Raw genomic sequence first — 12,286 nt, 5'->3', positions numbered from 1 at the left:
CGGCGTCCGTCAGGTGCAGTACCCGCGTGGGGTGGACGGTGCCGTCCTGCACGACGTGGACGCGGCCCGGGTGCCTGCTGGGCTTCGGGCGTGCGAGACGTAGGGGCGGGATCGCTCGATAACATGCAGCACCCGCCCGGCCGATACGCGCCGCTGATCATGTTTGAGGAGCCTTTGTGTCCAGCCGTATCCAGCCGGTGCACCCGGGCGATCCTCGCCGCATAGGCCCCTACCGCGTCATCGGGCGGCTCGGGACGGGCGGCATGGGCTCCGTGTATGCCGCGCTCGACTCCTCAGGACTGCAGGTAGCAGTCAAGGTCGTCCACCCCGCGCAGGCGGCAGACGACGAGTTCCGGGCCCGCTTCCGTCGGGAGGTGCGACTCTCCCAGCAGGTGACAGGACCCTGTCTGGTGCCCGTCCATGATGCCGACACCGACGGCACCGTTCCGTGGCTGGCCACTGCCTTTGTCCCTGGCCCCACCCTCGACCAGCATCTCGCCTCGAGCGGCGCCCTGGGCGGGGCCCGTCTGTACGCGCTGGCAGCCGGAACCGCGGCCGCGCTCGCCGCAGTGCACGAGTCGGGCGTCATCCACCGGGATGTGAAACCCCAGAACGTCATCCTCGCCCCGGCCGGCCCCCGGTTGCTGGACTTCGGCATCGCCCACCTCCTGGACGGCACCTCGGTGACCCGCACCGGGGTGATGACCGGCACTCCCGGCTGGATCAGTCCGGAGCACTACCGCACAGGTGAAGTGGGCCCCGCAGGGGACATTTTCGCCTGGGGCGCGTTGATCGCCTACGCTGCAACCGGCCGCCTCCCCTTCGGCACCGGCGCCCCCGATGCCGTGGCCTTCCGGGTTCTCTCCGCCGAGCCGGACGTGCAGGGCATGCCCGAGGCCCTGCTGCCGCTGGTTGTGCAGGCACTCGCCAAGGAACCCGACGCCCGGCCGACCGCAGCCGAACTCCGCGACGCCTGTACGGCGCTGCTCGCCGCGCAGGCCACAGCCGCTACCCCGCGCGCTCAGGAGCAGCCAACACTGGTTTCCGATCTGGTGAGCGCCCACTGGGACCTGCCGCCCGAGAACGACGCTGCCTGGCCCACCGCTGCCCGCGGCCGCCGAGTCAAGCTACTGGCTGCGGTCGCTGCCATCGCGGCTGTTGTGGGCGGCATCGGCGGAGCAATCGCCGCATCATCAGCCTCCACACCCGAGCAGGGCCAGGAAACGGCGCTGCCCAGCGGCCAGACGAAGGCCCACAGCGCCCCGCCCGCGGCGGAGCCGACCCGCAGCGGGGAGTCCCGCGACACCGCGTCGCCGACGCCCTCCCCAGCTACGCCCGCCGTCGCTTCCGAGGAAGCCCGCGCGCCGTCGCCGACGTTCCCCTCCCCGCTGCAGCCCCCGCCGTTCACTTACCTGCCGGACCAGCTCGACTGCGCGCCCCGGAAAGAAGCAGAAGTCGACGGGGCGTGGCAGTACGTCGCCCCCGGCGACGTCCGGGCCGGAGACGCAGTGGAACTCACCCTGCGCAACAAGTACGGCAACATCGACCCCGTACAGACCGAGATGCCCGTCCTGGCCCGCGTCTACCTGCCCGACGGCACCTCACGCCTGGCACGCACCACCGTGCACTCCGACACTCCGGCCACCGTGGTCTGGCCCGGAGACTTCCCGGGAGCCGTCGCCGACTACCCACCAGGCACATATACCGTGGCCTGGTCCGTCGGAGACGGCTCACAGCGCTACATCGCTTGTACCGGGTTCGCCGCACAATGACCACCTGCTCCCCCAGCAGCAGCCGCGTCCTGGCGACCGCCGGCAGCACCGCCTACCCGCCACAACCGCGCTGATCACAGCCGCCTCGGGCTCACCCGTCGGGGCGGGTGAGCCCGAGGACGAGGGGAGCCTCCCCCAGCGGGCCCTCGGCGATCCCGAATTGATGGGCGGACAAGATCGTGCGCAGCGCCTGGTTCATGGCGGCCTGCTGGGCATCACGCAGCCCCACGGGCAGGTGGCGCGCGGCCGCCGGGTCCTGCTGCCAGGCGCAGCGCGTGGCGGCCCTCCGGCACCAGGGCCACGCCCGTCTCCTCCCCGTCCGCGGCCGCCTCGATGCTGTACGGCGGCAGGCCGGCCAGCAGCGCAGCCTCGAGGTCTGCCCGTGCCAGTTGCTCCTGCGCCTCGGCGAGTGCCACGCCGTCCATCACGGCCCTGGGCGCGAAATGGCGTGCCTGCTGTAGACGACGGTCGGCCGCCCTCTAGCACGAGGTGACAGCCGCACCAAACCACTGATTCTCCGGATTCTGATGCTGCTCGCCAGCAGTGATCCGTGCGGCCTCGCTGCGCGGTGGGCGGGAGGACGGAACGACCGCTGCCTCGGCAGCGCTTACTTCGGAGACACGCGATGCGCAACCAGTCCATGCCCGCCGTTGAGGCTGCGTTCCTGAACGTTCAGAACGCTGCGCAATACATGGGTATCTCGGTGAACACCCTGTACGTCTGGCGCCACCGTCGGCAAGGGCCGCCCAGCTTCCGGATGGGGCCCGGCGGGAGGGTCATGTACCGCCGGGACCTGCTCGATGCGTGGCTCAGCGAACAGCAGCAGGCGGACTCGCGGTCGAACCCGGCCCTCAACCCGCTGAACAAGGCCCCGCGGCAGCGTGAGCGTCGCCGGGCTGCCTGACTTGGCAAAACGGGTCTGGGGAGTTCAGCAGCACTCGGAATTTCATGCACACGGAGATCGTCTGTGTGTCTGATCGCGACGCAGATCGCGCCGAGAGAAGCAAGGCGAGGCCGAGGGTAAGACGAGTATGGCGGGTTACATCGAGGACCGGTGGCTCAAGAAGCGGCCGAACAAGGAGACGGGCAAGCGCGAGCGCACCGCCCTTTGGAGTAAGTGCACGCGCTACCGCGTCAAGGGGATACCGGGGGTCCGCGACCGGTCTTTCGACACTGTCGCGGACGCCAAGGCATGGCTGGCCGAGGCACAGACCGACGCACGTCGAGGGGATTTCGTCGACGCGCGAGACGGTGCGATCAGCCTTCGCGAATATGTCGAGAAGCACTGGTGGCCGTCCCAGGTGCATCCGGCTCAGACGCTGGAAAGCATGAGGCACCGGATCTGGGGGCAGGTGCTGCCACAGCTCGGAGACCTGGCTCTTAGGGACGTCGGCGTCGCGGAGCTGCGCAAGTGGTCGGCCGACGTGCAGAGGGCGGTGGCGTCGAGCACCGCCTATGTCGCGTGGGTGTACCTCAAGGCGATCATGCAGGCCGCGGTCGAGGACAAGCGGTTGTACCGCAACCCGTGCAAGGGCAACAGCTCGATCAAGCCGCCGAAGAAGCCGGAGCGCAAGGCTCGCGCCTGGGAGCAGGATCGTGTCGACGCCGTACGGGAGGCGCTGGCCGACCGCTACCGGATCATGCTCGACCTCGGCGTCGGATGCGGACTTCGGCAGGGTGAGGTGTTCGGCTTCAGCGCGGGTGACATCCATGGCGACTTCGTGCATATAGAGCGGCAGATCCTCATGTACAAGTCGCAGCTGTACTTCGGCCTGCCCAAAGGTGGCAAGGAACGCGACGTGCCTCTGCCGAAGGTGCTCGCGAAGCGGCTCCTCACGCACCAGGAACGCTTCGAACCGATCGACGTCACCCTGCCGTGGCTGGATCCCGAGGAGCCCGACCTCGCACGCGAGGACCGGCGCAAGGTGACCGTCCCGCTGCTCGTCTACACCGGGCGACGCGGCGCGATCAACCGCACCACCTGGAACACCAAGGCGTGGAAGCCCGCGCTCGCCGCTGCGGGAGTCATCCCGCCGCTGCCCAAGCGACAGCCGGGCGAGAAGCCGTCGCGTGTATGGGAGCCGAGCCGCGAGCACGGCTTCCACGTCTTGCGCCACACGTACGCCTCGGTGATGCTCGAAGCCGGTGAGTCGATCGTCTCGCTCGCGAAGTGGCTGGGGCACTCCGACCCGGCGTTCACGCTCCGGACGTACACGCACTTCATGCCGCAGGCCGGCGCCCGGGGACTGTCCGCCATCGAAGCGTGGTTCACGGACCTCGGCTGAAAGTCCCTGAGAAGTCCCAGAGGGCTGGACAAGCCGCCGGATGCCCGCAAACATGCAGGTCAGAGCGTGATCGCTCCCTGAGCGGAACAGAACCCGGCGTATAGCCCGACTCGTCTGCCACCAAGGGCCCCAGTTCAGTGAATATGCTGGTCAGGGGCCCTTTTTTGTTGGATCAAGGGCTTGGTCAGACCCCGTTCCGTACCGGTTCAAACGGGGGCGCGCGGCTACGTACGTAGCCATGAAAGTAGCCGTGGCTCGCGGGCCCGGAGAGTGGCGGTCTCGGGGCCTGAACTGCAGAGTGTGGCCTCTGTCCTGGGACATCCGAGTGGCCCCGCCGTAATGGCCGAGCAGTCTACGAAGCCCCGGCGAGCTTGTACCTCTTCGACAGCCCTGCTCAGTCGCGCAGCTAGTGCTTTGACCGGGAAGGTTCGCCGGGTTGGGTGGTCGCGCGGGTGACGTCCGGCCGGGTCGGATGTGAGATGGAATCCGATCCCGCAATTGGAGGCGCAGTGGCCGAGCCCGTCCGAGTGCGCAGACTGACCGACCAGGAGGGCCAGAAGCTGCAGCAGATCATGCGTCGGGGCAGCACCAACTCGGTGCGCTACCGGCGCGCGATGATGCTGCTGGCCTCGGCCGGCGGGAACCGCCTACCGGTGATCGCGCGACTGGTGCAGGCCGACGAGGACACCGTCCGCGACGTCATCCACCGGTTCAACGAGATCGGCCTGGCCTGTCTGGACCCTCAGTGGGCGGGAGGCCGTCCCCGCCGACTCAGCCTTGACGACGAGGACTTCGTCGTGGCGACGGCCACCACCCGCCCGACCAAGCTCGGCCAGCCCTTCACCCGCTGGCCCATCCGCAAACTCACCGCGTACCTACGCAAGGTCCACGGCCGGGTGATCCGCATCGGCCGTGAAGCCCTGCGCTGCCTGCTGGCCCGCCGCGGAGTCACCTTCCAGCGCACCAAGACCTGGAAAGAGTCCACCGACCCCGAGTACGACGCCAAGCTCGACCGGATCGAGCACGTCCTGGAGCACTTCCCCGACCGGGTCTTCGCCTTCGACGAGTTCGGCCCGCTGGGCATCCGCCCTACCGGCGGTTCCTGCTGGGCCGAGCAGGGACGCCCTGACCGCCTCCCCGCGACCTACCACCGCACCCAGGGCGTGACCTACTTCCACGGCTGTTACTCGGTCGGCGACGACACGCTGTGGGGCGTCAACCGCCGCCGCAAGGGAGCGGCGAATACCCTGGCCGCGCTGAAGTCGATCAGGGCCGCCGGCCCCGACGGCGTCCCGATCTACGTGATCTTGGACAACCTCTCCGCGCACAAGGGCGCGAAGATCCGCACCTGGGCGCGGAAGAACAAGGTCGAGCTGTGCTTCACCCCGACCAACGCCTCCTGGGCGAATCCGATCGAGGCGCACTTCGGGCCGCTGCGGCAGTTCACCCTGGCGAACTCGAACCATCCGAACCACCCGGTCCAGACCCGTGAACTGCACCGCTACCTGCGCTGGCGCAACGCCAACGCCCGGCACCCGGACGTGCTGGCAGCTCAGCGCCGTGAACGAGCCCGCATCCGCAGCGAGAAGGGCATCCGCTGGGGCGGACGCCCAATCTCACTCGCAGCATGACCAGCGGCCTCACGAACCTGGCCAAGCCCTGCCACTGGCCTACCCCGCGAGGTGGGTAGCCGCCGTTGCCACGACAAGCGCGAGCACGGTGACGTCGACCAGGAGCAGGTGAGCAGGTCGGTCACCACCGTCTTCTCCTCCCCGTCGAGGCACCAGGCCAACGCCCAAGGCGCACTACGTCCCCAACGAGTGGCCAGGCCTCACGTCGCTACTGCCGACCCCCTCGGAGCAGGCGCGCGGTGCGCGCCCACGGTCGTCACCAGGCTGGTACAGCGCGCTCTATTGCCAGGTCGGCCTACCGCCGGCCCGAACGATGATGGCCCAGAGCTTGCCCGCCAGATCGACTGTGCCGGGGGCCTAGGGTTTCAAAGCCAGGGCGGCGGGCGGGGAGCGTCGGCCCTTCTGGAGTGGCCGCAGGTGCTGCCAGTCGATCTCGGGGTGTTGTCGCGTCGCAGCTCGCTGCATCGGCTCGCCACCCGCCTTTACGCCCCTGCCCGGGACCGGAAACGTTGCAGCTGATGCCGTCCGCCGGGGGAGAGGTGGATGCCGGGGGCGCCGGAGAAGATGTCGTGCCACAGGTCGTGTGCGCCGGCCCAGGGCCGACTCCCCGTGGTCTTCGGCGCTGACCCACTCGGCGTAGCGCAGGGCCTCAGAGCCGTCGGTGCTCAGCAGGCTCTGGCAGAGCCGGACCGGCGCGCACAGCGGCTACGTCGACGGGCTGCGCGGCCGGGGATCGTGATGTCCACAGGGATGGGCCTGCTGATCACGCCGATCACCACTACGGTCACCTCCGGTACCGACGGCCAGGACGCCGGTGCCGCCTCCGGACTCATGAACGCCACCCGGCAGATCGGCGGCGCCCTCGCCCTCGCCGCCCTGGTCCCCCCTCGCCGCGACTGCTGCCGGCCCGGCTGTCTCGTATCGGACCGTGTTCCTCGCGATCGCTCTGGTGTGTACGGCAGGTGGTCTGGTTCCCCCACCTCGCCGTGGCTCACCTCCCCATCCTCATCAGGCAGTTCAGGTTCACAAATGCACAGCAGGGCGATCGGGATGTGCAGATCTGGCATGGATCGGCCCGGTTCTGGCACGTTCAGCCGGGCCTGCGCCCCGGCAGTGGGGGCCAGTTCAGGGAAGTGCGGTCTGCCATCAACCCCTGTGGCATCCCTGCTCGTGACGTGAGGTGCAGTTGCGGTAGCGTACGCCGTACACTTTCAGCCAAACCAACTGGCCGGTACGCAACAAGAGGCTGTGATGCAGGAACCTTTGATGTTGCCCCCTCATGCCCACCAGGAGATGACGTCCGCCGACCCTCAGGCTCAGGTGTGTCATGTTCCGGACACAATGGGCGGGCGTGGCAAGGCAGTTGAGCGCCAGATGGTGCTTCTCGCTGTGTTGCCTGCCGTGCTGGTCACGGTCATCGGGGCCGCGGCCGCTGCGCTCCTGTTCAGCGCAGGCGTCGGCTACGTCGACAAGGCGGCCTTCTGGGGTCTGCTCAATGGCACGCTGCTACTCGTCTGCTTGATCCTCTCCGGCGCCGCGCTCATCGCCTACGGGAAGGCGCGGGCCGTGGCACGCCGCCATACCGAGCTCAGCTCTTTCGCGGCACGCGCTCAGGCCGAACTGGCGCAGCTGCGCGGGCAGATGAAGCGTGGCCAACAGCTGATTGAGACTCAGCGGCAGCAGGCCGGCCCGTTGCCCGAGCGGACGGACGAGGCGCTGGATCGGCTGGGGAGCGAGATCGCATCATCTCAGCGCGTTGCCGAGTCGACGGCCGTGGAACTCGCGGCACGGGAGCATGGCGGCGAGCACTTCGAGGTGTTCGCCAATCTGGCCCGAAGGCTGGAGTCCCTCGTACACCGCGAGATCGGTCTCCTTGACGATCTGGAGAACGAGGTCGAGAACCCGGACCTGCTCAAGGGCCTGTTCCACGTGGACCACCTGGCCACCCGTATCCGGCGATACGCCGAGAACCTCGCCGTGCTCGGCGGTGCTGTCTCCTACCGTCAGTGGACCCGCCCGGTCAGCATGGCCGATGTCATGCGTTCCGCCGCCGCCGAGATCGAGCAGTACTCGCGGGTCAAGATGGTGCCTCCGGTGGACGGGACGGTGAGCGGCCATGCGGTCGTCGACGTGGTCCACCTGCTGGCCGAACTGGTGGAGAACGCCACGGTGTTCTCCCGTCCCCAGACCCAGGTGCTGCTCCGTGCCGAGCACGTCACCGCCGGCCTTGCGGTCGAGGTCGAGGACCGCGGTCTTGGCATGACCTCCGCCGAGCGGGACCAGATGAACGCCCTGCTCGCCGCCCCTGAGGGCATTGCTCTGGGCGACCTGCTCAATGACGGTCGGATCGGCCTGTACGTGGTCTCCGTACTGGCCCGGCAGCACGGCATCGTCGTACAACTCCGGAGCAACGTCTACGGCGGTACGCAGGCCGTGGTGGTGCTGCCGCACGAACTGCTGGGCCAGGGCGGCCAGAACGCGGCGGAATCACAGCAACAGGAGTCACGGCAAGAGTCGCCCCGGCAACAGTCGTCGGGCGTCACCCCCAGCGCCGCCTCTCACGCACACGCCGACAACTCGCCGGAGCAGGCACCTGCGTCGGACGCAGCCGTCGCTCGGGGCTCGATATCCGCATCCGCGCCCGTGGCCGAACCGCCACTCGCCCCCGTCGCAGCCCTCACCCCGGGAGACGATGCCCCCGCGCTGCCCAAGCGGCGCCGTCGGGAAAGCCTCCCCCCGGAATTGCGGCAGTCCCCCCACGCTGCCGCGGTGTCCAAGGAAGTCGATCACGATCCCGGCCTGATGGCCGCGTTCCAGAGCGGCGTCCGACTCGCCGAGGACTCCAAGGAAACCGACACCTCCCCGGTCATCGGCGGGGAGAAGCGACCGGACCCGGCCCCCTAGCAGTTTCACGTCATTTAGGAGAAGTGGGCGATCGTGAGCGAAGATCTCTCTTGGCTGTTGAGCGGCCTTGTGCAGCGCGTACCGCACACGCGCAGTGCACTGCTGTTGTCCTCGGACGGTCTGGTAATGGCCTCGGACGGACTCGACAAAGACGCGGCGGATCATCTGGCTGCCCTCGCCAGCGGGCTCCACTCCCTGGCGCGTAGTGCCGGCAAGCGATTCGACGACGGCGATGAAGTGCGGCAGATCGTGACCGAACTCAGCAACTCGATGCTCTTTGTCTCCGCGGCTGGGCCGGGTGCCCTGTTGGCAGTGTTCGCCGGGCGCGAGGCGGATGTGCCGGTCCTCGGCTACGAGATGGCCATGATGGTGAAGAGCGTCCGCAGCCACCTGGGGGCCGCTCCCCGTAACTCGGTGGGGCAGTGAGCGATGCCGGACGACCCGGACGATCCGCATAGGCCGTTGCTCGACGATGCCCTGGGGCGGCTGGTCCGGCCGTACACCTTCAGCGACGGACGCACCGAACCCACGTGCCAATTCGACCTGATGACCATGGTGGTGGCCACGGGTACCGGGCTGCGGCCCAAGCTCGGGTTGGATCACGCACATGTGCTCGACCTGTGTCGGACGCCGGTCACGGTGGCTGAGATCGCAGGGCACACGCGCATGCCCGCAGCGGTGGCCAAGGTGCTGCTGTCCGACTTGGTGGAGCGCGGGGCCGTCGTCACACGGCGCTTCAACACGGGACCAGGGGGGTCCTACTCTCCCCCCGATATAGAACTATTGGAGGCGTTGCGGGATGGGCTCCTCAAGCGACTTTGAGGCACCCGGCACCGACTCCCTTCCGATGGGGATCAAGGTTTTGGTCGCGGGGGGTTTCGGGGTGGGCAAGACCACCTTTGTGGGAGCAGTGAGCGAAATTGAGCCGCTGAGCACGGAAGAGTTGCTCACCGAGGTCAGTGCTGCCACGGACAGGTTGGACGGGGTGGAGAACAAGGGCGCCACCACGGTCGCGATGGACTTCGGCCGCATAACCATCAGCCCTGACCACGTGCTTTATCTCTTCGGCACGCCCGGTCAGAAGCGTTTCTGGTTCATGTGGGACGAGATGTCGGCCGGCGCGCTCGGCGCGGTGGTGCTCGCGGACACCCGTCGCCTCGAGCACAGTTTCGCGGCGGTCGACTTCTTCGAATCGCGTGGCATCAACTTCGTCGTCGCGGTCAATGAGTTCGACGGAGCACACCGCTATCGGCCGGAACAGGTGCGGGCGGCGCTGGACCTCAAGCCCGAGGTCCCGGTGGTCCCGTGCGATGCCCGCGTGTCCAGCTCGGGTATTCGGGTTCTACTTTCCCTCGTGCAGTATCTGATCACTTCAAGGAGTTCCCATGGCTGAGATGTCGTACAAGACTCCCTTCGGAGGCGAGATACCGGTTGCGATGCGTCATTTGCTGCTGCCTCCGGAGGACCCTGAGGTAGAAGAACGGGCGCGCCGGCTCCGGGAGTTGGGCATCGAGGACAAGGTCGTTCCGGAGCTCGACGACTTCTCGCGTGAACTCGCGCAGCGCACCGGCGGGTGCTACGCGGGAGTCAACTTCTTTATCGACGAAAACCGTCAGTTCTTCGCGGGCTTGTACAGTGCGGCCGCCGACACAACCGTGAACCTGGATTCCCCCCTTCTCGAGGACCCTGTGCCTGGCCGGGTGATGCCTCGTGACTTCGACATGGGCTTCTGCCCACATGTGGTCAGGCGGCGCAAGGCTCTGGTGCTTGAGGATGTCCGCGACTATCCACGCTTTGCCGGGAATCACGTGGTCGATGCCATCGGGATCTACTCCTACCTCGGAGCACCACTGATCGACAGCACGGGAATGGTCCTCGGCACGATCTGTGCGGTGAACCAGGATCCGCATCGCTGGGGTCAACAAGGCCTGGAGACCATCAAGTCGATGGCTGCAGACCTGGTGGAGCGCATCGAGCAGCGGGGGCACGGCTTGTGAGAAAGCCTGTTCGTGCATGGGGGGCATGTGGACCATTGAAGATCCACCAACTTGAACTCGCCGGTCACGGGGCTGGTGTGGGGCGGTGGTCGTGTACTCGTGCTGGTGGTGGGCGATTGTCCGACGTCAAGATCATCTGCCATGACGGTGATCGCGGATAGGGGGATTCTCCGGTGTGAGTGCGGTGGTTGTCCGTACGATCCGGGCGGGAGGTGCGCCGGACGGCGGATGCGGAACCAGGTCTTCGCGAGTTGATCACGGCCCGCCGGACCCAACTGGAACTGCAGGTAGAGAAGGTGAGTCAGCAGCTTCAGGAGGTGCGCGACGAGTTGGAGGAGCTCACGGTGGCCGAGCCGGTCGCGCGCCGACTGGCCGAGCAGCTCCGCGCCAAAGCGGGACAAGACACGACGCCGCCCGTGGCGGCCGGACAGTCCCGGGTCGTGTGGTGCTGCTGGTGCCGCAGCGTGAGCGGGGCGTGGACCAGGTGGTGCTGCCCGAGGACTATCGGCGGATCATGGATGTGGCGCGTCGGGCCGAGGGGCCGGTCATGGTCAAGCAGGTCTGCGCCGAGCCGGGTATCCCGCTTGAGCCGGCCCGATCGGAGGCGCTGCGCGCGAAGCTGGAGCGGCTCTCGGAGCGGGGCCGGCTGTGCAAGCGGCCGGATGGGAAGTTCACCACCATGCCGTGAACCCGCCGCGACCGTTACGGCCTGCGGCTGGGACCGTAACGAGGGCGCCCCCGGGCGGTAGTTGATGGTGCTTTGACCATCAGGGCGGCCGGCCCCGACGGCGTCCCAATCTACGTGATCTTGGACAACCTCTCCGCGCACAAGGGCGCGAAGATCCGCACCTGGGCGCGGAAGAACAAGGTCGAGCTGTGCTTCACCCCGACCAACGCCTCCTGGGCGAATCCGATCGAGGCGCACTTCGGGCCGCTGCGGCAGTTCACCCTGGCGAACTCGAACCATCCGAACCACCCGGTCCAGACCCGTGAACTGCACCGCTACCTGCGCTGGCGCAACGCCAACGCCCGGCACCCGGACGTGCTGGCAGCTCAGCGCCGTGAACGAGCCCGCATCCGCAGCGAGAAGGGCATCCGCTGGGGCGGACGCCCAATCTCACTCGCAGCATGACCAGCGGCCTCACGAACCTGGCCAAGCCCTGCCACTGGCCTACCCCGCGAGGTGGGTAGCCGCCGTTGCCACGACAAGCGCGAGCACGGTGACGTCGACCAGGAGCAGGTGAGCAGGGTCGTGCACCCTGAATCGCGAAGCAATGGCGCTGAGCATCAACAGAGTCAGGCCGCTCAAGGCGAGCAGGCCAAGGAAAGTGACCTTGGTTCCGAGCAGCACGCCAATACCGCCAACAGACTCCAGTAGCCCCACCGCACGCCAGACCCCGGACGCCATGCCGAAGTGGTCGCGCACGGCCAGGCTTTGGCGGAGGCCGATCACCTTCACCCCGCCCGTGACAACGAACAGCGCGCCGACGACAACCGACAACACGGCCGCTACCACGCTCACGTGCGCACCCCGCTGACTTCGACGCTATTCGGACTAACGCGCTGATGATCGGCCATGGCGGCCAGCCGTAGAGCCAACTGTGATCAAAGCCACGACATCGGTGTGGCCCCACATCCGACCGGCACGGACAAGGCCCAGGTCGCCGACAACCCGGCGTACCTTCCCGGTCACAGCA

Annotated in this window: 13 protein-coding genes and 1 pseudogene; 11 read left to right on the top strand and 3 right to left on the bottom strand. The window is 67.8% G+C overall.

The annotated features are described in order from the left end of the window. The first annotated feature begins 176 nt into the window (after positions 1–176). Positions 177–1,772: a protein kinase domain-containing protein gene (locus H4N64_RS10880; RefSeq protein WP_186282020.1), complete on the top strand. Its 1,596-nt coding sequence runs from the start codon at positions 177–179 to the stop codon at positions 1,770–1,772. Positions 1,773–1,863: 91 nt separating this feature from the next. Here H4N64_RS10880 and H4N64_RS10875 read toward each other — a convergent pair whose 3' ends face one another. Continuing rightward, the gene (locus tag H4N64_RS10875) at positions 1,864–2,001 is read right to left on the bottom strand and encodes a hypothetical protein (protein ID WP_186282019.1); all 138 of its coding nucleotides are present in this window, start codon (positions 1,999–2,001) and stop codon (positions 1,864–1,866) included. Beyond that, the gene (locus tag H4N64_RS10870) at positions 1,988–2,197 is read right to left on the bottom strand and encodes a hypothetical protein (RefSeq protein ID WP_186282018.1); all 210 of its coding nucleotides are present in this window, start codon (positions 2,195–2,197) and stop codon (positions 1,988–1,990) included. Before H4N64_RS10870 ends, H4N64_RS10875 begins: the two co-directional genes overlap by 14 nt. 200 nt (positions 2,198–2,397) lie before the next feature. Between H4N64_RS10870 and H4N64_RS10865 the strand changes: the two genes are divergently transcribed. The 10 genes and pseudogenes from H4N64_RS10865 to H4N64_RS10820 all read left to right on the top strand — a co-directional run. Beyond that, positions 2,398–2,676 (top strand): helix-turn-helix transcriptional regulator, encoded by a 279-nt coding sequence (locus tag H4N64_RS10865; RefSeq protein ID WP_186282017.1) that lies wholly within the window; start codon positions 2,398–2,400, stop codon positions 2,674–2,676. A gap of 127 nt (positions 2,677–2,803) precedes the next feature. Continuing rightward, positions 2,804–4,057 (top strand): tyrosine-type recombinase/integrase, encoded by a 1,254-nt coding sequence (locus H4N64_RS10860; RefSeq protein WP_186282016.1) that lies wholly within the window; start codon positions 2,804–2,806, stop codon positions 4,055–4,057. Positions 4,058–4,566: 509 nt separating this feature from the next. Continuing rightward, positions 4,567–5,688: an IS630 family transposase gene (locus H4N64_RS10855; RefSeq protein WP_336246677.1), complete on the top strand. Its 1,122-nt coding sequence runs from the start codon at positions 4,567–4,569 to the stop codon at positions 5,686–5,688. Between the two features lie 1,374 nt (positions 5,689–7,062). Next, entirely contained in the window at positions 7,063–8,592 is a 1,530-nt protein-coding gene (locus H4N64_RS10850) for a sensor histidine kinase (protein ID WP_260859653.1), read from the top strand. Between the two features lie 30 nt (positions 8,593–8,622). Continuing rightward, positions 8,623–9,018, top strand: a complete 396-nt coding sequence (locus H4N64_RS10845; RefSeq protein ID WP_186282168.1) for a roadblock/LC7 domain-containing protein — start codon at positions 8,623–8,625, stop codon at positions 9,016–9,018. A 3-nt stretch (positions 9,019–9,021) separates the two neighbouring features. Continuing rightward, positions 9,022–9,414 (top strand): DUF742 domain-containing protein, encoded by a 393-nt coding sequence (locus H4N64_RS10840; RefSeq protein WP_186282014.1) that lies wholly within the window; start codon positions 9,022–9,024, stop codon positions 9,412–9,414. Further along, positions 9,392–9,985 carry a GTP-binding protein gene (locus H4N64_RS10835; RefSeq protein ID WP_186282013.1) on the top strand — a complete coding sequence of 198 codons (594 nt, stop codon included), beginning with the start codon at positions 9,392–9,394 and terminating at the stop codon, positions 9,983–9,985. The genes H4N64_RS10840 and H4N64_RS10835 overlap by 23 nt, the downstream gene beginning before the upstream one ends. Next, a complete protein-coding gene (locus tag H4N64_RS10830; protein ID WP_260859652.1) occupies positions 9,978–10,589 on the top strand; it encodes a GAF domain-containing protein in 612 nt (203 codons plus the stop codon). The genes H4N64_RS10835 and H4N64_RS10830 overlap by 8 nt, the downstream gene beginning before the upstream one ends. A gap of 442 nt (positions 10,590–11,031) precedes the next feature. Next, the gene (locus H4N64_RS10825) at positions 11,032–11,277 is read left to right on the top strand and encodes a hypothetical protein (protein WP_186282012.1); all 246 of its coding nucleotides are present in this window, start codon (positions 11,032–11,034) and stop codon (positions 11,275–11,277) included. Positions 11,278–11,352: 75 nt separating this feature from the next. Next, positions 11,353–11,721 (top strand): annotated as a pseudogene (locus tag H4N64_RS10820) (transposase); the annotation flags it as partial. 39 nt (positions 11,722–11,760) lie between these two features. Here the strand turns inward: H4N64_RS10820 and H4N64_RS10815 are convergent. Further along, entirely contained in the window at positions 11,761–12,111 is a 351-nt protein-coding gene (locus tag H4N64_RS10815; protein ID WP_186282011.1) for a DoxX family protein, read from the bottom strand. Positions 12,112–12,286 lie beyond the last annotated feature (175 nt).

The sequence above is a fragment of the Streptomyces cupreus genome, from assembly GCF_014257025.1.
GTDB classification, from domain to species: domain Bacteria; phylum Actinomycetota; class Actinomycetes; order Streptomycetales; family Streptomycetaceae; genus Streptomyces; species Streptomyces cupreus.
This window is presented reverse-complemented; position numbering and strand designations above follow the sequence as displayed.